22 protein-coding genes and 7 pseudogenes are annotated in these 22,415 nt (G+C 42.4%); 9 read left to right on the forward strand and 20 right to left on the reverse strand.

The window, feature by feature from the left end; genetic code table 11:
- Positions 1-29: 29 nt before the first annotated feature.
- Positions 30-263, forward strand: a complete 234-nt coding sequence (locus TSUB_RS18885) for a peptidylprolyl isomerase (protein ID WP_087016414.1) — start codon at positions 30-32, stop codon at positions 261-263.
- A 68-nt stretch (positions 264-331) separates the two neighbouring features.
- Positions 332-1,825, forward strand: a complete 1,494-nt coding sequence (locus tag TSUB_RS18890; protein WP_087016402.1) for a recombinase family protein — start codon at positions 332-334, stop codon at positions 1,823-1,825.
- A 28-nt stretch (positions 1,826-1,853) separates the two neighbouring features.
- Here the strand turns inward: TSUB_RS18890 and TSUB_RS18895 are convergent, their stop codons facing one another.
- The 11 genes from TSUB_RS18895 to TSUB_RS18945 form a co-directional block, all read right to left on the reverse strand.
- Positions 1,854-1,988 (reverse strand): protein rep, encoded by a 135-nt coding sequence (locus TSUB_RS18895; protein ID WP_221274650.1) that lies wholly within the window; start codon positions 1,986-1,988, stop codon positions 1,854-1,856.
- Positions 1,988-2,659: a recombinase family protein gene (locus TSUB_RS18900; RefSeq protein ID WP_087016401.1), complete on the reverse strand. Its 672-nt coding sequence runs from the start codon at positions 2,657-2,659 to the stop codon at positions 1,988-1,990. Before TSUB_RS18900 ends, TSUB_RS18895 begins: the two co-directional genes overlap by 1 nt.
- Positions 2,660-3,536: 877 nt before the next feature.
- The gene (locus tag TSUB_RS18905) at positions 3,537-4,484 is read right to left on the reverse strand and encodes an IS30 family transposase (RefSeq protein ID WP_221274651.1); all 948 of its coding nucleotides are present in this window, start codon (positions 4,482-4,484) and stop codon (positions 3,537-3,539) included.
- Between the two features lie 946 nt (positions 4,485-5,430).
- A complete protein-coding gene (locus TSUB_RS18910; RefSeq protein ID WP_087025061.1) occupies positions 5,431-6,126 on the reverse strand; it encodes a hypothetical protein in 696 nt (231 codons plus the stop codon).
- Positions 6,127-6,382: 256 nt separating this feature from the next.
- The gene (locus TSUB_RS18915) at positions 6,383-6,763 is read right to left on the reverse strand and encodes a hypothetical protein (protein WP_087025059.1); all 381 of its coding nucleotides are present in this window, start codon (positions 6,761-6,763) and stop codon (positions 6,383-6,385) included.
- A 216-nt stretch (positions 6,764-6,979) separates the two neighbouring features.
- On the reverse strand, positions 6,980-7,630 hold the full coding sequence (locus TSUB_RS18920; protein WP_087025057.1) for a hypothetical protein: 651 nt from the start codon (positions 7,628-7,630) through the stop codon (positions 6,980-6,982).
- A gap of 113 nt (positions 7,631-7,743) precedes the next feature.
- Positions 7,744-7,917 (reverse strand): hypothetical protein, encoded by a 174-nt coding sequence (locus TSUB_RS18925; protein ID WP_159065017.1) that lies wholly within the window; start codon positions 7,915-7,917, stop codon positions 7,744-7,746.
- Positions 7,918-8,092: 175 nt separating this feature from the next.
- Complete coding sequence (locus TSUB_RS18930; RefSeq protein ID WP_087025056.1) at positions 8,093-8,563, reverse strand: hypothetical protein; 471 nt, start codon at positions 8,561-8,563, stop codon at positions 8,093-8,095.
- Complete coding sequence (locus TSUB_RS18935; RefSeq protein ID WP_087025054.1) at positions 8,550-9,020, reverse strand: hypothetical protein; 471 nt, start codon at positions 9,018-9,020, stop codon at positions 8,550-8,552. The genes TSUB_RS18930 and TSUB_RS18935 overlap by 14 nt, the downstream gene beginning before the upstream one ends.
- Positions 9,021-9,028: 8 nt before the next feature.
- Positions 9,029-9,226: a hypothetical protein gene (locus tag TSUB_RS18940; RefSeq protein ID WP_087025052.1), complete on the reverse strand. Its 198-nt coding sequence runs from the start codon at positions 9,224-9,226 to the stop codon at positions 9,029-9,031.
- A complete protein-coding gene (locus TSUB_RS18945; RefSeq protein ID WP_087025050.1) occupies positions 9,226-9,762 on the reverse strand; it encodes a hypothetical protein in 537 nt (178 codons plus the stop codon). Before TSUB_RS18945 ends, TSUB_RS18940 begins: the two co-directional genes overlap by 1 nt.
- Positions 9,763-9,980: 218 nt before the next feature.
- Between TSUB_RS18945 and TSUB_RS18950 the strand changes: the two genes are divergently transcribed.
- Positions 9,981-10,451 (forward strand): TetR family transcriptional regulator, encoded by a 471-nt coding sequence (locus TSUB_RS18950; RefSeq protein WP_087025048.1) that lies wholly within the window; start codon positions 9,981-9,983, stop codon positions 10,449-10,451.
- Here the strand turns inward: TSUB_RS18950 and TSUB_RS18955 are convergent.
- Entirely contained in the window at positions 10,448-11,032 is a 585-nt protein-coding gene (locus tag TSUB_RS18955; RefSeq protein WP_087025046.1) for a DNA-3-methyladenine glycosylase family protein, read from the reverse strand. The genes TSUB_RS18950 and TSUB_RS18955 overlap by 4 nt on opposite strands.
- A gap of 13 nt (positions 11,033-11,045) precedes the next feature.
- Between TSUB_RS18955 and TSUB_RS18960 the strand changes: the two genes are divergently transcribed.
- Positions 11,046-11,939, forward strand: a complete 894-nt coding sequence (locus tag TSUB_RS18960) for a hypothetical protein (RefSeq protein ID WP_087025044.1) — start codon at positions 11,046-11,048, stop codon at positions 11,937-11,939.
- A 47-nt stretch (positions 11,940-11,986) separates the two neighbouring features.
- Here the strand turns inward: TSUB_RS18960 and TSUB_RS18965 are convergent, their stop codons facing one another.
- Positions 11,987-13,318, reverse strand: a complete 1,332-nt coding sequence (locus tag TSUB_RS18965; RefSeq protein ID WP_087025042.1) for a site-specific DNA-methyltransferase — start codon at positions 13,316-13,318, stop codon at positions 11,987-11,989.
- 222 nt (positions 13,319-13,540) lie between these two features.
- Between TSUB_RS18965 and TSUB_RS18970 the strand changes: the two are divergent.
- A pseudogene (locus TSUB_RS18970) lies at positions 13,541-13,951 on the forward strand (peptidylprolyl isomerase).
- A gap of 1,310 nt (positions 13,952-15,261) precedes the next feature.
- Here the strand turns inward: TSUB_RS18970 and TSUB_RS18980 are convergent.
- The 4 genes and pseudogenes from TSUB_RS18980 to TSUB_RS25290 form a co-directional block, all read right to left on the reverse strand.
- Positions 15,262-16,365, reverse strand: coding sequence for an ISAs1 family transposase (locus TSUB_RS18980; RefSeq protein WP_221274624.1), 1,104 nt, complete (start codon positions 16,363-16,365; stop codon positions 15,262-15,264).
- Positions 16,366-16,415: 50 nt separating this feature from the next.
- Positions 16,416-17,348: pseudogene (locus TSUB_RS18985) on the reverse strand (IS91 family transposase); the annotation flags it as partial.
- Positions 17,345-18,225 (reverse strand): annotated as a pseudogene (locus TSUB_RS18990) (tyrosine-type recombinase/integrase). The pseudogenes TSUB_RS18985 and TSUB_RS18990, both read right to left, overlap by 4 nt.
- A gap of 327 nt (positions 18,226-18,552) precedes the next feature.
- Positions 18,553-18,723, reverse strand: a pseudogene (locus TSUB_RS25290) (IS110 family transposase); the annotation flags it as partial.
- A 97-nt stretch (positions 18,724-18,820) separates the two neighbouring features.
- Here TSUB_RS25290 and TSUB_RS18995 point away from each other — a divergent pair.
- Positions 18,821-19,294 (forward strand): hypothetical protein, encoded by a 474-nt coding sequence (locus tag TSUB_RS18995; RefSeq protein ID WP_159065059.1) that lies wholly within the window; start codon positions 18,821-18,823, stop codon positions 19,292-19,294.
- 125 nt (positions 19,295-19,419) lie between these two features.
- The gene (locus TSUB_RS19000) at positions 19,420-19,743 is read left to right on the forward strand and encodes a hypothetical protein (RefSeq protein WP_087026569.1); all 324 of its coding nucleotides are present in this window, start codon (positions 19,420-19,422) and stop codon (positions 19,741-19,743) included.
- Positions 19,744-20,578: 835 nt separating this feature from the next.
- Here the strand turns inward: TSUB_RS19000 and TSUB_RS25295 are convergent.
- Positions 20,579-20,794: pseudogene (locus TSUB_RS25295) on the reverse strand (IS110 family transposase); the annotation flags it as partial.
- A 65-nt stretch (positions 20,795-20,859) separates the two neighbouring features.
- Here TSUB_RS25295 and TSUB_RS19005 point away from each other — a divergent pair.
- Positions 20,860-21,279 (forward strand): hypothetical protein, encoded by a 420-nt coding sequence (locus TSUB_RS19005; RefSeq protein ID WP_087026563.1) that lies wholly within the window; start codon positions 20,860-20,862, stop codon positions 21,277-21,279.
- A 148-nt stretch (positions 21,280-21,427) separates the two neighbouring features.
- Here TSUB_RS19005 and TSUB_RS25100 read toward each other — a convergent pair.
- Positions 21,428-21,610, reverse strand: a pseudogene (locus TSUB_RS25100) (IS110 family transposase); the annotation flags it as partial.
- A gap of 99 nt (positions 21,611-21,709) precedes the next feature.
- On the opposite strand from TSUB_RS25100, the gene TSUB_RS19010 reads away from it, so the two are divergent.
- A complete protein-coding gene (locus TSUB_RS19010; protein WP_087026560.1) occupies positions 21,710-22,033 on the forward strand; it encodes a low molecular weight protein tyrosine phosphatase family protein in 324 nt (107 codons plus the stop codon).
- Positions 22,034-22,087: 54 nt separating this feature from the next.
- On the opposite strand, the pseudogene TSUB_RS19015 reads toward TSUB_RS19010, so the two are convergent.
- Positions 22,088-22,264, reverse strand: a pseudogene (locus TSUB_RS19015) (IS110 family transposase); the annotation flags it as partial.
- Positions 22,265-22,415 lie beyond the last annotated feature (151 nt).

Consider the following 22,415-nt stretch of genomic DNA (forward strand, 5'->3'; position numbering starts at 1 on the left):
CGCGTTTTTAATGACGATTGGGGGCTATGATGGCACGTACAGCAGCGGCACTGCACATTTTGGTCAAGCACAAAGAGCAAGCTGAAGACATTATGAAGCAGTTAAAAAAAGGTGCGAAGTTTCAAACACTCGCAAAAAAATATTCGACTTGCCCATCGGGTAAAAAAGGCGGTGACCTCGGCGAGTTTCGTAAAGGCGATATGGTGCCGCAATTTGAAAAGGTAGTACGTGTTATAACTCCTTTGAAAACGGTATTCAGCTAGTTTTTTGCATTTAATGCGTCCCAAGAATGTATTAATATATGAAGTAGATATTGATATAGGAGTTTCGGATGACATTACCATGCTACATATACAGTCGAGTTAGCTTAGAGGTTCAAGTCGAGAAAACAGGTCTTGACCGCCAGAAATCTATGGCTCTTGATTGGCTATCAAAGCGTCCTGAGTATCATTTCAAAGAAGCGATTATTGATGATGGTCGTTCTGCATATAAAGGTCATAATCTATCTTCAGGAGCTCTAGGGGAGTTCATTAAGCGATGTGAATATGGGGAGATACCAGAAAACTCTTTGTTACTGGTTGAAGCAATAGACCGTATTTCTCGACGTTCTGTTGATGAGCAACGTGAACTCTGGCGAAAGTTGAAACATCTTAGGATCAACATTGCTGTAGCTCGATTTGGAGAAAAGGTATTTCGATGGGACGATCAGTTCGAGCTTGGTTATGACATTCAACTTACGGTGATGATGGATCTTGCTCACCAAGAGTCAAAGCAAAAAGCTGAACGGATACGTTCAGCACATGCCCGTAATTTTGGCGTCACTAAATCTAAAATGTGCCCTTATTGGCTGAAATTGAATGCCGATAAATCAGAATACGAAGTGATTGAAGAAAAAGCCGAAGTTGTTCGTAAAGTATTTCAGATGAAACTTGATGGCATGGGGGCTGATTCGATAGTTCGTTCGTTAAGAAAACAGGGAATTAAAACTTCATCTGGTCGCTGGTTTAACGTTGGAACAGTTCGTAAGTATCTCAAAAATGAACGAGTAATGGGGTGGTTAAGGAAATCAACAGTTGTCTATACCGATGATGGTAGGACTGAAAGACACCCGACAAATCAAGTCATTAAGGACTATTATCCTGCGATCATTTCAGAAGAAGATTTTAATGCAGTTCAGATGTCCTTTAAGAAAATGACTTCAGGCAAGCGCAGTAAGATAGCAAACCCACTTAGAGGGCTTATGGAATGCCCGAAGTGTGGTCGAGTTATGACACTCAGTAACAAATGGCTGCGTTGCCGTGGTCGAGCGAGTTTCAAAGATTGTGACCACACTTACTTGATAGCAGAACCGATATTTGATGCTTTCAATAAGTATATGAGGAAGATTATCTCAGTTGGTATGAAAGGTGGAGGTATTAACTTACGTGATATTGACTCTAAAAAGCACGAAATCGAGCAACTTAGTAATGAACGAAACAATATCATAGCATCACTTCGTTATCTTCCCGATGAGGCAAGTCGTCAGGATGCGGGTCGAGAGATTGAACATGTTAATGATAAAATTGCTAGTGCTAATTTGGAGTTACAAGAGCTTCAAAATAGAAAGGTTAGCGATGAAGTAGACCTTAATTTCGATCTCAATAGTGAAGCTGGCAAGTTTAAAGTAAATGCAATCCTATGCTCAGTACTCAATAAGGTTGTATTAGACGACTTGGATTGTCGAATTTTCTTCAAAAACGGCAACAATATCAAAATTAGTTATGTCTTGATGAAAGGCTTGGCGGAGAGTGAAGATCGAATGAAAAACGGAGAGCCTTGGGAGTAATTGATGCCTCTCCGTTTATCTGTAGTGCTTACTCATCAGGGTAGTAATCGTCTTCATCGAAGAGCTTTTCACCACAAGTCTGACAGTTAGGTTCAATTTCTGGTGGCATGAAGATCAAACAATGGCAATGAGGGCAAGTATCGCCGATTTCTATGCTTTTCATTAGTTGGCCTCCAAACGGGTTAAAATGTTCCTTACACCCGCAGCAGTCCAGTCTTTACCTCGCTGAGTTTTGAACCCTTGAATATTCAACGCATCAGCAATACCTCTTAGCGAGATACCTGCTTCTCGCAGAGGGACGATAATCGCTCGAATCTTTTCAGCAAATTTATCAGCCTTACTTTTCATTACAGCGCCAGCCTTGCGACCCATTTCGACTAACTCTTGAACAGAAGTCGGGCGACCGAGCTTAGTACCTCTTTCTTTCGCTGACTGTAAGGCTGCTTTAGTACGTTGCTTAATGAAGTCTCGTTCTTGTTCAGCTAGAGCAGCATATAGATGAAGTTGGAATTTATCGGCAAATGGTAAGCAAGCCACTTTTAAATCGACGGTCTTAATCAGACGAGCTATTTCTTCAACGTCACGTGATACACGATCAAGCTTTGAAACCAGTAATACAGCTCTTTCTTTTTCAGCTAATTTCATCGCTTGCTGATAGCTAGGACGGGAAGCGTTAGCTCCTGACTCGACATCAGTAAATTCACCGATTATCGCGTAATTTTCAGCATAGCTATTGAGGAACAAGCCGATATCACGCTGTTGGGCTTCAAGACCTAAACCTGATTCACCTTGCTTTTTGGTAGAGACTCGGTAGTAAACGACATACTTTTGCATTTATTCAATTCCTAACGGACGTTTGGTTATTTATACGGATTAGGAGCAAGTATGATGTGACAGTATTGTGTGTAAATCATTGTTTCTAATGAATAATGCTTAGTTTTAGATTAGTGTTTATCTGGCTTGGTGTTCAGTTGGAGGGGCTGTAAGTCTCGAGATCTTTGACATCGCAGATTCATTAAGTGGAGATATAGATACCTTTGTATGATCCTTACATGTGCAGGATATGTTGACTGTACTGGATGTTTCCCATGCAAGGGCTTTGACGGTTATGTGAGAGGTCTATTTTTCGAGCGTAGCATGATAGCTTGCACAGTGCTGCTCCTTACAGGAGGTCGATTATTGTGTGGTTTATCTGTCATGTATTGAAGCCGATACATGTAACCGCCTTGGACGAGCTATCAGGAGTCTGATTTATCAACGGATCATGTTACCTTGAATTGACACTGATCCCTACAGGTATCCGTTGTGTGTCGAGTCTGTATTGTCAGAGAAAAAGACCAACAGTTTGTTTATGGGTAGTAATCTCTGTGTCAAACAGTATGATTGTAATACGAGGAACGAATATCCAGTGCATGTGACAATCAGTCTGCTACATGGCTGTGATGGATGAGTCTGTCACACTGGAAGTCAGGTCTAGAATCTTGGTCTGGCTATTGTTTCTAGCTACACACAGAACAGTTCTCTTTACTGTGTCGAGTACCTCACTAGTCCTCGAGTCCGTCTGTAACGGAGTTCTTCCGTCTTTTTCATTACCAGAAATATTTAGCAGATTATTCAATGTGTTTTGTCTGATTGCAGATACCGCTTATCAGATGCTTATTGAGTGTGAATTACTCCCGAATTCAACTCCGAAGTGCGACACTCTTTAATTTCAAGCGACCATCGCCATCGTTTTAAAAATGACGGCTGGTTGCTTGAACCCTAAACACTTTTTCGGTCGGTTGTTTATCCTAGTTTGAGCAAACTCAATTTGTTCATCAGTGACTGTTCTCAAATCCGTGCCTTTTTTCACATATTGCCGTAAAAGCCCGTTAGCGTTTTCATTTGCGCCTCGCTCCCAAGAGCTGTAGGGATGAGCAAAGTACAGCTCAGCCTCCAACGCCTCGGCGATCTCCTGATGACCTGCAAATTCACGACCGTTATCGGCTGTGATTGTATGCACAAGGTGTTTGTACGGCATCAACATCTCTATTGTTGCTTTCGTCACCTCAACCGCTGATTTCGACACCACTTTTTTGATCAGATAAAATCGGCTCTTGCGCTCTAAAATGGTGACTATAGCGCCGCTGCCGTGCTTACCCAGTACAGTGTTGATCTCCCAGTCCCCATACCGTTCACGAGTATCGACGACCGATGGACGTTCATCAATTGAAACCGCATGCTTAATCGTTGGCGCCTTTACTCTCTGTCCCTTGCGATAACGTTTGTGCCCTTGCCTTAAGTGGCGATACAACTTGCCGCCAGTACGTTTATCAAAAGCAATGTATTGGTAGATCCATTCGTGACTAACAGGCGCTCCAGCGCTCGTTAGAACATTAGCAATTTGCTCAGGACTCCAATCGATACTCAGTAAAAGCTTTATGAACTCAATACGTTCAACAGGTATACGATACTTACGAGCCGCTTTTCGCCTTTCCATGGTCGAGGCTTCAGCCTGCACGGGGCAATAGAGATCGCTTGTTCGGTTTCTTTTTAACTCACGATAGATCGTGGCACGGTGACACTTCACCTTTTTGGCAATTTCAGAGACTGATATTCCCAGTTCCAAAAGGGCAGAAATCTGGTATCTTCTCCCCTCAGTCAACTGCTGATAACTCATGGTAGTACTGCTTATTTCTTTGGCGAGAAGAGCGTATCACTTTCGGCAGTTGGCTTCCTCTTCTACACCTTCCCATGAGTGTCGCACTTATTATCTGAAATCGGGCTTCAGTATTTTTCTATACAGAGATAATTAATTCACAGATACCAGAGCTTAGGGTGTAAGGATCTTTAGAGAGGAATTATGCTCTATATGTTTGAATAGGAATATCGACGTTATTTGATTCTCTAGGGGATGTTGGAATGTCTGAGTGGCAGAGAGACGCATGTTAGGAGAAAACTGTGTGATACCGTCTGCTTCAATCACCTACTAACGAGTGTCTAACGGTTGTAGGAGTTGGAGCATAACGGAATCACTTGAAAGCCTAATTCATGTCTGTCAAAAATCGCCAAAATTCTGCACAGCGTAAAAATCTCGCTACTAGGGATACAGATCGATCTGCATGTATTAAATAGGGAGTGGGGGCAAACGATAGCGTATTGATTCAGATGAAATGTAATGAAAATAAAATGCCCAAACCATAATTGGTCAGGGCATTTAGTTTATGTTGGACGTTTGAGTTCTTCTTCAGGATAAGCATAGTCTTGCTTAGTGCCTATGTTTGCAATAGCTCTTCGTCAGCGACGGACTTTCAAGTTTCGATTCCTCAACGATTTGATATGGTCAGGCTCTTGATTCACTTTGCTTATGCGTTTTATGTGGTCTTCAAGCATAAGAAAACCTACTTACTGTGCCAGAATTGCAAATATGGATATGCTGATAATAAATGCAGCAAACATGTATGAGCAGATGTTTTCTTTAAATTTCATGTTGATTCAACCTATGTAGATGGTGGGGATGGTTTGATGCAGGAGGATGACACTAGTGTTGCTTGTGAAAGCGGCTAGTATTTGACTTGCAGAATGGTACACCCAAGAGAAATGCAAGGGCTCTTGGGTTTATCTATTTATATGGAGTAAGATGGTGAGTAATCTGCTCTAATACGACCATTTTCATCGTATTTTATTGGAAGTAGTGCTAAAGCGTTCTTTTTCGATAGTTCAGATGAATGCTCATTGATAGCCCAGTAAGCCGATGTTGGGTCACTAGGTACAGGTTGTTTGGCTATAAGTGCTCGAATATTCTGATATCTAATGCTTTTTAGTCCTGAATCAAGTCCATCACGGCACATAAGGTACAGTCTACCGATGGTGACGTTTACCCTTTTACTAAGAGCTATGTTGATTGAATAAGCAGGATAAGAGTGTCGTTGCCCATCAGATAAGATAAATGGCTGCTTGTACTTGCGGGAACTTGGAGACCAAAGCTGATAGGTTTCCATGTTAAATTTGTATCGTTTACTACCATGCGACCTTATTTCTACCCAAGGGTATTCGGTTGGGGGTTCAGGAACTCGATCAGCCCTTTTATCTGCGATATTCTTGGCTACCTCTCGATGAATATCTTTAATTAGCTGCATAGCCCCATGCAGGTTGTATTTATAAATGAAGTTCTTAACCTTACTCTCAGAAATATTATGACCTAGTTCAGTGCTCAACATCCTTGATAGCTTGGATTGGCTTCCACCACTTTCATATAAGTAGTGAGTAATTCTATCGGGGTCGATAAATCGGGTGATCTTGCAATAGCCTTTGCTTGGCATAATTTGTTTCTCCATTTCAGAAGTACACACCAAATGCTCGCATGCACCAAACACCCAAATTAGAAACAGTTTGGTGTCAGATGATGTGCACTTTTGGAATGTTTTGGGATTTATTGAAGAGCTTGCGATTGCTCGTAGAAATGGAACGATTTGTTCCGTTTGAGTGGAGTATACCTATGGACTCCATATTTGAGTTGTAAGTTATTGATTTATAGTGAGTTGAAAATTGCTATTTTCCTGCCAGCATTACCTTCAGTTATTTCCGAGTAAGAACTTGCATTTCAACTGAAGAGAAACGAGTAAGGTGAAGAGCTTTCATGAAGTTGAATTTATCCGATAGCTCATGAGCAACTAACATAGCAACTTCAGTGACATGCTTGTTATGGATTCTGATTCGGAATCTACCGTAATACTTGATGAACTCGAACAGAGCATATTTCAATTGTTCAGTATCATTGATAGTCCAGTTGTATAGTGAAGATGCAGAAACAACAGCAAGTCTTTTACGTCGTCGTGAATCAACAACAGTGTTATAGATTGCTTCTAGTAAATTGACTGGTTTATCAAATTCAGATTTGATGCGATAACATTTCTGACGGACATAATCCCATTTTTCGAGTGAGAGTGAATCTGACATAGTGGTTCTCTTTGATGTGGGAGAGAGTGAGACTGATAGGATATTTACGTGAGTCCAGCCCGTTTACGGGTGGACGGAACGTCTTATAGCGTCCAAAGCAGTGATTGCGAAGTAGCACGAAGCAACTGCTTTGGTCACGTCAGTGAAGCGAAAGAAATACTCCCCATACAGGGGGTACTTTCCTTTACATTTAAATTTACATTTATATTTCAATTTTTAGTCTAAGTATTTATCAACAACAGCATCAATATCGATTTCAAACTTAGCAACTTTACTGTCTCCAGACTTAGCTGTTTCACTCTCAATATACTCGATATCAGACCCTGCACTAAAATCACCAATGGTAATGAAAATTCCTCTTGGGATTCCGTCGAGGTCACAAATAATTGTGTTGAAACAATCTTTCAGGCGATATTGGCTTAATGTTGAAGACTTATGAGAGTGAGCAACAGGTATGCCAGACTGGAAAGTAACTTTCTCAATAGAAATGTTGTGCTCAGATAGCCACTCTTTTATTTGGGTCATATGGTATACATAGGCTCGAATATTATATTTTTTGCCAGTGTTGTATACGCCAATTAACTGCCGACGAAAGGCTTTGCTTTTATCGTTTACCGTGTAGGTGGTTATGCTACCTAATTCGTTGTTAACTTTACCATCAGGAGTAACACTCAGATTAAGTTTCACTTTTAGAGATTTATTTGGCTTCTGAAAGAACAGCCCACCAAGATATGTAAATGAGAGCATATTTATACGGCTTATATCCAAGCAATCAGCATATCTAAATGCACCTGACTGTTTGTGCAAATACGGTTTAGATATTATTGGCAGTTCATCGTGCATGTATTCTTCAGGTTTGATAAGCATTGATTTGCTCCTTTTCAATAAATACAGGACGCTCACCGCTTAAAAGGTACGGTTGCCCTAGTGACGAGTGTTTGAACCTGTATGAGATGATTTGAGGCTAAATACAGGGAGTATTAGCCGTTTGAAGTTGTTCGAGCGGTGCGGTAGTTGAGGATAAACTCTCGACGGATAGCGATTAACTTATGCTTGGAGATATTACTGCGTAGGTTCAGTTTCGTGCGTTTCCTACGCCAAGCAGATTTCTCAGCCTCGTTAAGTGTCCCAACAACCATATCCATTGCAGCCATAATGATGCTCCTTGGAAATGTTAATGTTAGTTGCGGAGGGTCTTCCCTCCCTTATAGGGCGTGTAATCGGCAAGCCTTATGTCACGGGGAACACAGGAAACAGGGGAAATATGGTGAGGCGACCCTTTGGTCGAGCTAAAAAGAAAGCCCCAGATACCATGAGGCGTCTGGGGCATTAATTAGATAGTAGTTCTCGGTCTTCAATATATCGTCGCAGTTGAGGGTAAGACCTCCAAACATGCCGTACAACACGATTTGTTTGGGTGTCTCGAAGAAGTTTCTTTCGTGCCCATCGGTTATAGTTACTCCCACTGGACTGTGCTAACTCTTCGATACTATAGAAAGCGGTATTAAACAGCCATCGATAGTAATAATCTTTACTCCTGAACACCTCAAAGCTCATCTTTCGAAAATAGCGTTTATCATTACCATATTTCAGCCAGAATTTAAGCCTTTGTTGGTTCAACTTTTCTCTTGCGATAACTTCCAACCAAGCAAAACTGTAATAGGGTAGAGACAATCCTTCGTCTCGATCTCCTAAGTCTAGGAAGCTGATGAATTCGCCCGTATCAGCATCGAAAACTGTTTTACGGTTTTCGCTATAGCTACAGACAATCTCACCTGTTTCGAGATCAACCAAACTCACGGAAGATGCTCTCTTCAGAAGCAGTGACAAACTGAGGTTTAATACTACTTACCTTCAGTTTTTCATACTCCTGTACGATTACAGCAAGCACATTTGTGAGTACATCGCTGGCTTTTACATCAGGGAAGTCATAACCCTTAATCGTGGTTCCCATATTCTTAGTGACTTCAAGGTCATATTTCTCAAGTACACTAATCAATACAGGATCATTTAATGCTCGACTAAACAACGAAATACGAGGGTTAGAACCACAACGGCTTTGATACCCTTTTGATGCTAATACAATAGCCAACGGTGCAGTCTGACCAGGAATGGTAAACATTTTATCTTTCTCAACTAAGCCGAGAGATAATAGTTCATTGCGCCATACATAGTCAGGCTTATCAAAGTTTGCCTTATTAGATGACAAACTATCTATCACGTCGGTGATACTTACTGTTACATTTTCAATATTCATAGTTGACCTCACAGAGAAAGATTAATGTCTTCGATTTCAGGCATCTGATCCCGATGAAAAGGGATAGATGAACGAATTGACCCATTTACTTCAACGACAATGTCATCCCATTCACTTTCACAAACGGTGCAACGACTGAACGCTGAAATAAAGCCTTTCTCTGAGTAGCGAGTAATGAACGCAGAGCTATTATAGATACTGTTCATTATTCGCCACCTTTCGCACTTAATGCTGACAATGTAGCGTGTGAATTAGCAGAATCCCATTCACTAAACGATTCGAATTTTGGTTTCCCATAAATCGTTTCGCCAATACACGTTAGCAATCCGAAATAGATTTCGGAGAGGTACGTCTTTCGCTTCCATATTGAAGGCTTAGTGCCTTGCTCACCTTTTAACTGCCTATATGCCTGAAGCAGCAGGTGAGTATCCATTGACTTATCAAATGCACTGATAATGCTCGGTGAGTTGATTATTTCAACTTTCCTATCGCCTATATAGTAAATATCGAACGTTTTCTTCTTACTAGAAGAAAGAGCTAGCAAATAACGATATCCACCAGTGCTATAAGTCAAACAAACCGAGTTTGCCATTTGACCATCGATACAGTACTTAACATATCGTTTCTTACTGTACTCAAGTTCATTCCAGAACGTTATGGTACGTGTGGCAATCGGTTTGCGTTGCATCATTACCGTCGTAATATCTTCGACAGAAAGATCTACAGTATTAAAGTTAATCATAGTATCTCCTCATTTTTAGATTCCCACCAAGACCAGAATCAGCCTCGATGTTCAGCAGTGTGCTGAGGAGATGCTTGCAATATAGCGTCCCGAGAACGCAATGTCAACAATGAGTTCTCAGGACGTAAAAATTGAGCATAATAACTGAATTTACAGAGGGTGATGTAAGTGACTAATACATATGTAGAATGCTAAAATGGCTATAGAAGGAGTTTGCTATGGCAAAAATTAGTGCAGAACAACGAGCTGCAAACAAAGCTCAGTTTGATGAAGTAATAGTTCAGATGTTTTGGGAAAGTGGTTGGGATTCGATAACACTTAACAACGTGAGTGATCGACTAGGTATTCGTAAGTCTACTGTTCAGAATTATTACCCAAACAAGAAAGATTTTGGAGAGGCTCTAAAAGGAAAAGTCCTGCCTGTAGTACTTGATTGCCTCGATTTAACCAGTTCAGAAGAATTTAAGATCTCGTGGGAGATCGCAATGAAAACAGACCAGCGCTTTCGTAGGGTTGTTCATTTATTAGTGTCTAACGCTACATCAGAGGCTACATCAGTACTTACTGTTGGTGGAGTGGTTCGTTTGAGGCATTTACTGGCTGATAAATGGGCAAGTGATAAGGTTGCAAACGATACAATTAACTGGGTGTTGGGGTTGTCAGTAATCTCCTTAGCAGAAAAAACTTAGTTAGTTATTATCTTGGCATCGATCATTTGCCAAAGATAAAGCGCTAGGTGCGATCTGTAAGGTGATGCTAGTTCGGGATTTATTTTAATGCCTTGAGCTTCTAGTAGGGATAATGCCCTTTGTATAGTTCCGTCTTTATATGGGAAAACATCGTGATTACCGAAGTGGAATATGGCTAACATTGAAGCTGTCCACTCGCCAATACCCCAAAATTTATTAATGACGTTTTGCAGTTCAATGTACGATAGTGTCCTCCAGCTCTCGAAGTAATCAGGTTCTATAGTCTCTCGCTCAATTAATAATAGGATTGATTTGGCTTTCCTTTTCGATACACCGCACGAAGTAAAATCTTCTTCTTTCAAAAAGCCGAGTTGACCAACAACCTGTATACGGCTTTCTACACGGTTGAAGATTGTTTCGGCAGCTTTTCTTGAAAGCATTTGTCCTATTACAGTTTGGATCAAAATAGTTAACACCTTATCATCACTAGGTTTTTTCTCTTCAATGACATCGCATTTTTGTATATGCTCGGCTAGAGCAGGATAAGTACACATCAAGTGTTTACGAATTATTTCAGACATACAAGAGGTATCCATGTCAGTTGAGCTATCATTTTTTCGCACTATAACAGACCCTCACTCGGTTACTACAGCAATTAACTCTGGTCGCACGTTCCCTGAGTTTATGGATCAGCGAGTTGAAACATACAAACCACAAATCGATTTGTTTGCAGAACTGGTTAATTCAAGTGAGTCGTCAGCGGAGCTACTAGAGAAAATTAGAACGCCAAAAGCGTTCGACAAAGACACTCGTATGTCACTGCTAAAACTGTTTCGTCGTTGTGTAAGTCCTGTGTGTGATACAGAAGCTACTAAGAAAATCACCAAAACACCTACATCCGTTTTTGTAGATAATTATGGATACACATTTAAAGCCATTGACACTCTGAAAGGTCAGTTCTCTGACATTTCAGATGATAAGTATGCTGCGCTAAGTGCTTTGTTGGGCGAGTATGATAGCCGAGGAGAGCAAGGTTATATTCTGACAGATATGTTCTTTAACTGGGTTGAAGAGCAATTTGATGGGAAGTTAACCATTGAAGGTCCACGGGGAGCAGGTAAAGATATTCAGTTAAATGAAATCTTCACAGATTTTGACAGTGATTACCCGTGTGATTTTGTGATTAAAGATGCCGACTCAAAAGCAGTTTTAGCAGTTGGTTTTGCTCGCTATGACAGTACTCGTGGTGGTTCGCAGTCTGATGACCGTACAGGCGGTAATAATGACAAAGTAAACAAGGCTGAGGCATATTGTGCTCGTTCTGGTAATAACTTTAAGATTATTTTCTTAGCTGATGGTCCAGGTCTTGTTCATGGTGATACTTGGGAAGAAACATGCAGTTTAGATGGTCGTTGGGGAGGTAATGTTAGAGTAAGTACACTCAAAACTGCTGAAGATAGACTAACTTCTGAGTGGTTGAATTCCTAATTAGAAAATAGATGAGGCAAGGATTAGCTCCTTGCCTCACGTATAAATTAAATTTTGGCTATTTCTTGAACTAGATCTTGATAGTGTTCATAAACATCTGCGTCGACCACTAGATTAAAGCCAATTTCTACCTTGTTTTCATCAGTTCCAAGCGGTAGCTCATTTTGTTTGGAAGACTTATTACTATTAACGTAGTCACCCATCCTCTCTAAGCCATGCTTCATACGTTTGACACTTGCATGAGCAGCAGTAAATGACTGATCAATACCTAACCAATGACGATTCAGATCCCTCGCCGCATGTATGGTAGTACCTGAACCGCAGAATGGATCTAGTACGATGTCACCCTCATTGGTTGAAGCTTCTACAATCATCTTAAGCATATCTAGGTTCTTTTCCGTAGGATAGCCAGTGATCATCTTACTTTGGTGATGTGCATCTCTATACTGATCCCAGAGGTCAGTAATTGGAACTTTCTTGTTCTCCTCGAGATATACTTTCCTGCGTGGATTACCAGTTTTAGACCAGTGCATTTCACCGTTCTGATCAAATTCTTCTAGTCTTGATGGCTTGAACTGCCAGTGTTTGCCCGGAGGCGGCATCATTCCTCGCCATTCCATACCCGTTTCACCATTTCGGACTCCGGGAGCATGAATTGGAACTAACTTGTAACGACCACGCTCGTCCTGTTTAGGATATTCTTTTTCAATCCACTCTTTAGGAGCGGGCACTCCTGGTTGATTAAACAGCCACTTACTTGATTTACTGTAAAAAAGAACATAATCATGCAGGTTAGGGTACTGTTTGCGAGTAGAGTTTTTCGAACTACATTTTCTGCGTGTAATTAGGTTTCGGAAGTTATCTGGTCCAAATACCTCATCCATGATCACTTTAAGATGGAACAACATTTGATGACCAATGTGAACATAGATCGTTCCGTCACTAGCCATCAGCTCACGCATGAGAATTAAACGTCTACGCATCATTTCTACCCATGATGCTGTACCATAAATATCTTTATAGGCGTGTTCTAGGCTACGTGATTGAAACTCCATTCCTGTACCATATGGGGGATCAAGATAGATCAATTTGACCTTGCCCTTATAGTTCTCTGTTAGCTTATTCAGACCGTAGAAGTTGTCAGCCAGAACGAAACTATCAAGTGGAATAGACTCGGTAGCTTTTGGTTCAGAGCTTCCATTAAATATCAGATAGTTATGGTTGATTGTTTTTAGAATGTCTTCTTCACTAACTTTGTTAGCATATTGCAGGGAAATTGGTGCTGAACTATCAGGAAGATCCCAAGGTTCTGATTTAATACCACCTGCAAGCAAAGCGTCTTCGCTTAGCTTTTCTTTACCTAGGACTCCTGTTGCCATAGCTTACGTTATTACCCTTTATTTTAGAATTGAGGGATGAAGTATACTATGTAGATTAGATTTAATAAACCAAAAATGCTGTATTTATATACAGTCTTTTAGTGTTTTTGCTCAGTGATTATTTATGTTGTTTACGTAAAGTCGGTATTTGAAGCCACTTGTGGTTAAGATCGTCTAAAGTCTGTATTATCGCACTTATTTGTAGTTTTTGAGAAACATATCATGGCACAAACAGCCCACGCACTTCACATCTTAGTGAAGCATAAAGAACAAGCTGAAGAGATAATGAAGCAGCTTAAACAAGGTAAGAAGTTCGCTGACCTTGCACGTAAGCACTCTACATGCCCATCAGGCAAAAAGGGTGGAGATTTAGGAGAGTTTCGTAAAGGGCAGATGGTTCCTCAATTTGATCGAGCGGTCTTTCAAGGCGAGACAATTACTCCTCAATTAGTGAAAACCAAGTTCGGTTGGCACATTGTAAAGACTCTTTGGAGAACCTGATTTCAAGGCAGCGCTTGCGTTATATAGCATACCCGCTTTGATAAAGCTTGTTTCAGTGGTGAAGTCCTGAAACCGCAACTTGTCAAAACCAAGTTTGGTTGGCATATCGTGAAGGTACTTTACCGAACATAAACCGCGCGCTTTCCTATTGTTGGCTTCCTGCCAAAGTGCTCATAATAGTAGACATCATGGTAGGGGCTTCTTCACCTACCATGACTTACTCCACACACTTCCAAAAATCTTCATTTTAACAATAGGTTACCTCTGCGTGTTGATTCACAATGTTTGCCCAATGCGTGTATGAACGCATAACAATCTTTGCTATGGTCAGCACTCTTGTTTATCGCCATTGGAGCCTTGCCCCATCGCGAGGGCGGTAGCGTGCGGTTTTGTGGTCTTCTCCCGTCAAACCTTTATTGCAGGGTAGGCATACTCGATGTCAGCATACCTTAGGCGAAGGCATTCCATCGAGTGTGAACCAGAGCCACATATGAATTGTGCGGCAGGCCTGAAGTGAGGGTTAAGAGAAGAGAACAAACGCTTGATTTCGAGTTGAGTCACAACGTTAGAGCGTTTTTTCAGCACAGTAAGATAGCGGACTAATAGATCGCAGGTTATGCGGATTTTTTCCGCATAACATGACGAGCACGATTGTCCTTGCAACTCTAATATATTGTTTTTAATGGTTAATGTTAGATGCGTTTCGCCAATGATGGCAGATTATACGGAATCAAAATTTGGGGTATTATACGGAAATAATCCGTATATAAAGCGTTAGTCGTTTAATATTTTGAAAGGTTTTAAGGTTAAAGTTGGTTCAATAACTTTCGTCGTATTGTTTCACTGGCTACGTTTGTTGGCGCTACTGGATCGCATGATGCTAATGTTCAATTTAGGGCGCTTTGTTTGGCCGAGTAAAATTCATAGCCTTTCCCTAAGTAAGTTCTACAAATGTCGAGCATTGATTTTAATGGCATTAGATTGTGCGAATAATCAGCATTCAATGGCAAAGCCACCGACTAACAAATAAGGATAAGTGTCGCGCAGCCGACACTTTATCCGGGTGTTGAACAAGCCCGGACCACTATATAAGGAAATTACTCAGATAGATTGAAAGGGGTATGATGCCTTGCACCGAATTTAAAACGAGCGCAACCAGAAGCGACGATAAGCAACGTCACTTCAATAGGTTACCCTCTGTTTGCGTGTTCTCTGTTGACCTCCTGTTTCACTGTGCTAATGCCATTCTCCTTATCTTCGCCTTTCGGCTATCTCGGTCGGCTGACTCCGACGCAGGTCATCGTGTGCTGGCAGCAGGGGCAGACGCGCTGTACCCGTGGACGCGTTGATTGTTGCGGCAGCCGAAACGGTGACCACCATAACATCGGTAGTTGAATAGTTAGTCGTAACTGCCTCCAGGGCAGGAGCATACTTTGATGGATTTATAACCCAAAGAAAACTCTTGCCCTATAATCGTCGTTCCAACCCGCTTTTTTCAGCTTCACTTTTTGACTCGGTGCACCACAGTCGCATTGCTTGAGCATATTCATCACAAAACGTCTGAATAACGCAATGTTTTCAACCGCACCATCTAAAGTGATACGAGAGCTATCTTCTTTAAAAACAACATCTAAAACATAGTGTTGACTGTTCTCTATCCGCCAATGCTGGCGAATATAGTGGCCCAGTAGTTTGTGATTCGGCGATAAAGAACTTATGTAGTATGAGGTATCTACAGTGCCTTTACCGTTGATCACACGATGGCGTTCCACTGCTATAATGCTTCTTACCGTCGGCCACTTCTCCGACAGGTCGGCAGGCAATTTGGCCTTTAGCTGAAACACGTATCGCTCCTCGCTGCGTCCATGTTTTTTCTCTTTGATTTCAGTGACTATTTTCTCCTTGCCTGCATCAAAAACTGCTTGGAACTGCGCCACAACAGCCGCTCTAAGCTTAGGCTGATTATTCTTAACCTGGACAACAACATGGGCTTGCTTTTCTTTGATTTTCTCTAATGTTTCACGCTGACAATGCAGTGCATCAACCGTGACAACGCTACCCTTTACATTAATAACATCAAGCATTTGGCGGACAATGCTTATCTCACCATTTTTAGTCTCAGTCGGCTTTTGACTCAGAACGAGACCACGCTCGGTGTCGTACGCCGTGACCAACTGCAATGCTGTTTTTCTATCGTTACGATAGGAGCCTCGAAGTACTTTTCCGTCAAAGGCGATAATGGGGCTGCTGTCCTGACCAGTTCGTTGTTCGTTTATCCAAAGAGCTAAAGCCTCAAGCAAAGATTCGGCAACAACGGAACGCAAGATACGAGCTATCGTGTGTCTGCGAGGGATACCATGTTCGAATGGTCTGTATTTTCTTAGCCAGTCGAGCTTTTCTTCTCCATAAAATTCAATGTCTTGCCAGCCTTCGCATCCTGATGCAATGGCACTAATCACAAGGAACATCACGTCGATGATATCGTGCTTCTGGTTGATGTTCGACCGAGTATCTTCTACAACAGATAAGTGTTCAATAAGGTTCACAATTGCTATATTTCAGAGGGTTTGGCGCAATTAGATCACATTAGCTATCAAAGTGCGATCCCGCCCTGTAACTGCCTCCCACTGCCGTGTAGCAGACCGTAGTCACGTACCCGTTGTAGCCCTTTGGGGAGGACGTGCTGCACAATCAGCCACAAGAACTCAAGAGTCGGCAAAGTGCGTGTCGTAGGTTGTCGAGTCTGACTATCGGTATAGCGAAACGTCACCGTGTTATCACTGATATCGATGATGTCCTTATCGGGTAGCACGCCACGATACAGATAGCGCGACAAATATTGCAGTGCGGGGAGGCCGCGCCCCACATGTCGGCAGTCTACGACCCAGTGTGATGGCAGTGGTGTTGCCGGCAGTGATAGTAAAGGATGACGGTTGATGGCATCGAGTAACCGCGCTCGCCAAACACTCGCCAGCGCCTTGTGATGAAAGAGAAAGCCTTTTTTACCCTTGTGCCATTGCTTGCGAAGCGGCTGATAGACCCCAGCGGGCATCACCACATGGAGATGAGGATGCAGATCGCGGCGTCGGTTATGAGTATGCAACACTAAGGTAAACCCACTCTGGCCATGAAGTTGGCGTTGACTAAAGTCCTTCAGCAACTGTGCCACCACCGCAAACATCACGGTATAAAATGGCTTCGGATGATAGCGAGCCAACGCACGTAGCGGTGCGGGTATGGTAAACGTCAGCATAAAATAGTCACACGGCAGGAGCTTGGCCTGCTGGCGTTCGAGCCACTGTGCATTGGCGTGCTGTTGACACTGCGGGCAATGGCGATGACCGCAACCGAGCGGTAACCGATCATCATGCTGACAATGGTAGCAATACCACTGTGAGCGACCCGCCTGCTCAGTGCGACAACGGCACATCGCGTGGATGGCACGATGCATCTCGGGTGTCAGCTTGGTGTGATAGCGGGCAGTGAACGCGGCTAAGTGCGTGGTAAGTAGTGTGACGAAGTCATTCATTGTGCCTCCCACATCAGGGTCAGGTTGTCAGCCAACAGATTGACAACGTTGACAGTCGATGCAGTCTTCACTTGTGTGAGCTGGGTATAACGTGCCGTGGTATTTAAGCTGGCATGACCCAGCAGCACTTGCAGCGAGCGAAGATCGAGCCCCTGCTCCAATAAGTGAGTGGCATAGCAATGCCGTAGCGAGTGTGGGCTGACTTTTTTATGGATGTGGGTATCACGGCAGACTTGCTTCATCGCTTTTTGAACGCTGCCGCGATCCATCGGCGCATCGTTGGCTATCCCAGGAAATAGCCACTGAGGATGGCGATGCGAAGCCCAATGTAGGCGCAACGCTTGCAGAGTACGTGCCGGTAGCGGTACAAGTCGATCCTTCCCGCCTTTACCGTCACGGACATGGACTTGCATCGCGTGCGCATCGATATCGGAGACGGTGAGGCTAAGGGCTTCCCCAAGCGCAGCCCCAAGCAATAGAGGGTAAAGAAAAAGACCTGATACCGCCGTTGTCGGGTCATACTGATCAACAAACCGACTTCAGCGGGGGTAAGAATATCCGGCAGACGCTTCACCTGCGGTGGCTTAACGATATTAAGCCATTGCCACTTCTTGTTGAGCGTGTAGCGGTAAAAGAACTGCAAGCCGATACGATCGAGCTTGACGGTACTCCACGAGTGGCTGTCGATCAGTTGACGGAAATACCGGCGTAGATCATCAAGCGATAAGTTGTCAGGTGGGCAGTCGAAATAGGCTGCCACACGCCGCACAGCGCGACTGTATGCATCAATAGTTGCAGGCCGCTTGCCTTGTAAAGTGAGATTATCGAGATGTTGTTGATAAAGCTGGTCAAAATGACGTTGTTGTTGTGGGTTCATGATGGTTCTCCACGGCTTACCGGTATGGTAAGGTCATAGAGTTAAGTGTATGTAATCAAAGCACTCTGCCGCGTAGCGGCTTCGTTCAACAAACGACTATGGCGTCAATGATTAGTTTTTGGCGATGTTTTCATCCTAAATGCGCCATCTCTAAACATCGAGTTTAAGATCACAACTATCTCTCTTACACGCGCAATAATGGCGGCTTTTTCAGGCTTTCCAGTGTCAATTAAGCGAGTGTTGGTGGCATTAAAAACAGGATTCCATTGCTTGGCAGATTGTAGAGAACGGTTCCATCTTGAGCTGTTTGTTAAACTCTCTCGCTCAAAAGTGCGCGCCACTACAAGCTTCTAGCCCTATACGTATAGGTGGAATATTTGCTATGTTTGTGAGTAACTTAGCGCGTGATACGGACTAGTGAAGAAGAGTGGTTTTCCGCTCACTAAAGATGTGTAAACTGAAGTGGTGTTTAGCAAGGTCAACTCCGCAATAACAGATGGAATGAGGCAAGGTGACCTTCAGTACTCTCACAGCGACCACTTAAGGGTGGCAGATCTACATCAGGGGGAATCCATGTCATTCGTTAGGAAAATGAGTGTTAGCAATGCTTTATAAGAATGTTCTTCTTGAACAACTAGAAGACGAATATGAACTCCGATTGATTAGTCTTGAGAAAAATAAATTTGGATTTCTCAGCTATCTCAGGAAAGAGTTTAATTACTCAGCTTTAGAAGCAAAAGAGCATCTAAATAGCGTACAAGTTATTAAATCCTCCTTGAGTTTAAAAAAAGCCAAATTGGAGATGGCAAAACTAGATGAGATTGATGTTTCAGTAGAAATGATAAAAACGGGGAGTGACTATATCAAAGGCTATGATCCAGATCTCGTTGAAAAGTATTTATCCTCCCAAAATAAAGACATAACGCTAAAAGATTACTACACGACGAAAATTCCTGTAATTTTATATGATAAAGGTGAACAGTCATTCTTTCTCCTGATAGAAGACAATGATATGTTCAAGAGTTGTATACGGTACCTTATAGAAGTAGGTCAGATTCGTAATGCATAACAAATCTATCCACCGGAACAGCAGTTTTTCGTTGCAATCTATGCACTCCGCTAGCGCTTCGTTGACATAAATCATAACTACAGCTCGCTGTCCTATTATAGCGACGTTTTCAGGCTAAAGAGTATATGACAATAGAAGATTTATTTGAATCAGATCTCCTGAGTATAAATCAAGATTTCAACGACTTATTCATAGAAATGCAGTTTCTTCTTGAGTCGGGCAAGAAAGGGATTTTGTTAGTCAGCAATGAACAAACTAATCCCATTACTGTGCGTTTTCATGGGTTGAGTCTCTCTGTAAATAAAACAACAAGTAACATTATTCCCACTCTTGGTGAGGTTGAAGGTGTTTCTTTCTCAGGTAGTGTTTTCACTTTAGAAGGGGATTTTGGCTTCATTGAGATTAAGGGTAACCAGGTTTTTCTGCGAGACACATCACAATACATATGAGCCTTCTGCTTGTAGTTAGGCAATAAGGGCTCAAATTTCAAGTTGGGTCGTTTAGCATTATCGCCCGTTAGCAAGGTTATCACTCTTCACTATGCGAATAGCTTTTGACTTAGATGATTTGCTAATTCCAACAACTCAAGATTTTTCAGTTGGAAGCAGCAAACTGCCATTCCCATTAAGCCTTCTTTATAGAGAAGAACTTAGAAATGAAGCAGCATCTCTATTAAAGGAACTGGGCCGCAATCACGAGCTTTGGATTTATACAACAAGCCTTAGGAGTTCGTTTTACATAAAATCTTGGTTCAAGATTTGGGGGGTTCGCATTGATAAGGCTATCAATCAAACAGAGCACGATTCCGTAGTTCGGAAACATCGTCAATATTCTTGTTACAGCAAGGCACCAAAGTATTTCGGCATCGACCTAATGATCGATGACTCTGAAGGGGTTGGTATTGAATGTACCCGCCAAGGCTGCCAGTCTTTAGTGCTGTCACCGAAAGATAACTCTTGGGCCGGAAAAGTCAGAAGCATGGTAAAGTGATAACAATCCAGTTAAGCCTGCTAGTAAGCGTCGCTGGGTCGGCACGAGGCCGCCACCAGTGTAGCGGCGCTCGCTAGGCAGATTATTGGGGTTACATGGATTCCCCCGGTTGTCAAACATCCGCTAAACTTTAAGTGTTGGCTTTTGGGCTGCCGATCACGGCTTTAATTAAACTGCTCACCTTTGCCAGTCGTAGTGATGATAGTGGTTGCAGTTTGAGGCCCAACCCCTCGTACTTGCATGAAATTTTGCTCCGTTTCATCAATTCGTTGATTGAGCATCTGAATATTGTGTCGTGTATCCGCAATAATGTGCGCCGTTGCAAGCTACTAACCCTATACGTATAGGTGGCATATTTGCTATGGTTGTGAGCAACTTAGCGCGCGAAACAGACTTGTGAAGAAGAGTAACTCCTTGTTCGTCTACCGCGTGCAAACTAAAATGGTGCTTGGCAAGGTCAACACCGCAATAACAGATGGAATGTGACAGGGTTACCTCCAGTACCCTCATAGCGATCACCTAAGTGTGGCAGATCTTCATGAGGGGGAATCCATGTCATTCGTTAGGGTACAAGGATGATTTCGCAAAACTTTTCATGGTCTAGCAGTATTCATCTAAAGCATGAATCAATTGAATATGACCTTCACAATGATTTTGATTTTAAGGAATATAGCTATTCCATTGAAACTAAGTCTGTCAATCTTATCTGGAAAAGAGGGGTTGGAAGTTGGGTTAACAAAAATCAACCTGAGTACATTATTTTGACTATAAATGGTGTATTTCAGGCAGAGGTAAGGCCAAGAGATTCAGACATGTCTTTCACCGAAGACAACTGTCTGAGTAGCTTTGGTTTTATAGCGAATGAAAATTGGTGTGATGGTCAATTTTGGACTGAATGTGACCCCGATGAAGAGTGGCTTTGGTCGTTTTATTTTCAGTCTGGAGCGGAAATTGTTCTTGGGGCTAAGAGTGCAACAGTGCAAATTGTACTCTAATAAACGACTATGGTGACTCTTTTAGTTTTTCCAGTATCGACTGGCCGCGTATAGGTCAATTTAAACAATGGGTTTCATTTCGTGTCAGACATCATTGCCTTGTAGAGTACGGTTCGTTCTTGAGCCTTTTGTTGAACTCTCGTGCTCAATAGTGTGCGCCGCTGCGAGCTTCTAACCCTATACGCATAGGCGGCATATTTGCTATGGTTGTGAGCAACTTAGCGCGTGATACGGGCTAGTGAAGAAGAGTGGCTTTCCGTTCACCAAAGACGTGTAAACTGAAGTGGTGTTTAGCAAGGTCAACACCGCAATAACTGATGGAATGTGACATGGTTACCTCCAGTACTCTCACAGCGTCACCTAAGTGTGGCAGATCTTCATGAGGGGGAATCCATGTCATTCGTTATGTGCCTAACCAGCGGGAGAGCTTGTGCCAAATATTTTATTCCTATGTAGCAAGAATAAGCTTCGAAGCCCGACGGCAGAGGCTATCTTTTGCGAAGTAGAGGGATGGGATGTATATTCGGCTGGAATCAGCAACGATGCTGAAGTACATGTGGCCCTAGAAGACATCGAGTGGGCTGATTATATTTTTGTAATGGAAAACGCCCATAAGAAGAAGCTATCAAAGAAATTTGGTAACGCCATCAATGGGCAGCCGGTAATATCTTTGGGGATTCCAGATGATTATGAATATATGGACCAGACATTAATCGATATACTGAAATCAAAAATTCTGGCATATATTAAGTAAACACATAACAAACGACTATGGCGTCAATAGCTAAATTTTGGCTATATTTTCATTCTACATGACGCCATCTCGTAATATTGTGCTCAGTATTACAATCATCTTGCGAACGCAGGCAATGATAGCCACTTTTTTAGGTTTTCCAGCTTCTAAAAGTCGTGAGTACGTGGTTTTGAAAACAGGGTTACATTGCATGGCTGACATCATGTCCATGCATAATACGGTTCGTATTCGAGCTGTTTGCTGAATTCCCTCACTCAATATTGTGCGCCGCTGCAAGCCCTATACGCATAAGCGGAATATTTGCTATGTTTGTGAGTAACTTAGCGCCAGAAACAGACTTGTGATGAAGAGTAACTTCTCGTTCATCAATGTATCGCAAACT

Source organism: Thaumasiovibrio subtropicus (genome assembly GCF_019703835.1).
GTDB lineage: Bacteria > Pseudomonadota > Gammaproteobacteria > Enterobacterales > Vibrionaceae > Thaumasiovibrio > Thaumasiovibrio subtropicus.

Bases quoted from the DNA above. Each gene is read 5' to 3' on its own strand.
- TSUB_RS18955 (WP_087025046.1), bottom strand. From the start codon at position 11,032: ATGTCTGAAATAATTCGTAAACACTTGATGTGTACTTATCCTGCTCTA.
- TSUB_RS18895 (WP_221274650.1), bottom strand. From the start codon at position 1,988: ATGAAAAGCATAGAAATCGGCGATACTTGCCCTCATTGCCATTGTTTG.
- TSUB_RS18915 (WP_087025059.1), bottom strand. From the start codon at position 6,763: ATGTCAGATTCACTCTCACTCGAAAAATGGGATTATGTCCGTCAGAAA.
- TSUB_RS18890 (WP_087016402.1), top strand. From the start codon at position 332: ATGACATTACCATGCTACATATACAGTCGAGTTAGCTTAGAGGTTCAA.
- TSUB_RS18940 (WP_087025052.1), bottom strand. From the start codon at position 9,226: ATGAACAGTATCTATAATAGCTCTGCGTTCATTACTCGCTACTCAGAG.
- TSUB_RS18910 (WP_087025061.1), bottom strand. From the start codon at position 6,126: ATGCCAAGCAAAGGCTATTGCAAGATCACCCGATTTATCGACCCCGAT.
- TSUB_RS18925 (WP_159065017.1), bottom strand. From the start codon at position 7,917: ATGGCTGCAATGGATATGGTTGTTGGGACACTTAACGAGGCTGAGAAA.
- TSUB_RS18935 (WP_087025054.1), bottom strand. From the start codon at position 9,020: ATGAATATTGAAAATGTAACAGTAAGTATCACCGACGTGATAGATAGT.
- TSUB_RS19005 (WP_087026563.1), top strand. From the start codon at position 20,860: ATGATTTCGCAAAACTTTTCATGGTCTAGCAGTATTCATCTAAAGCAT.
- TSUB_RS18920 (WP_087025057.1), bottom strand. From the start codon at position 7,630: ATGCTTATCAAACCTGAAGAATACATGCACGATGAACTGCCAATAATA.
- TSUB_RS18885 (WP_087016414.1), top strand. From the start codon at position 30: ATGGCACGTACAGCAGCGGCACTGCACATTTTGGTCAAGCACAAAGAG.
- TSUB_RS18900 (WP_087016401.1), bottom strand. From the start codon at position 2,659: ATGCAAAAGTATGTCGTTTACTACCGAGTCTCTACCAAAAAGCAAGGT.
- TSUB_RS18960 (WP_087025044.1), top strand. From the start codon at position 11,046: ATGTCAGTTGAGCTATCATTTTTTCGCACTATAACAGACCCTCACTCG.
- TSUB_RS18945 (WP_087025050.1), bottom strand. From the start codon at position 9,762: ATGATTAACTTTAATACTGTAGATCTTTCTGTCGAAGATATTACGACG.
- TSUB_RS18965 (WP_087025042.1), bottom strand. From the start codon at position 13,318: ATGGCAACAGGAGTCCTAGGTAAAGAAAAGCTAAGCGAAGACGCTTTG.
- TSUB_RS18950 (WP_087025048.1), top strand. From the start codon at position 9,981: ATGGCAAAAATTAGTGCAGAACAACGAGCTGCAAACAAAGCTCAGTTT.
- TSUB_RS18905 (WP_221274651.1), bottom strand. From the start codon at position 4,484: ATGAGTTATCAGCAGTTGACTGAGGGGAGAAGATACCAGATTTCTGCC.
- TSUB_RS19000 (WP_087026569.1), top strand. From the start codon at position 19,420: ATGACAATAGAAGATTTATTTGAATCAGATCTCCTGAGTATAAATCAA.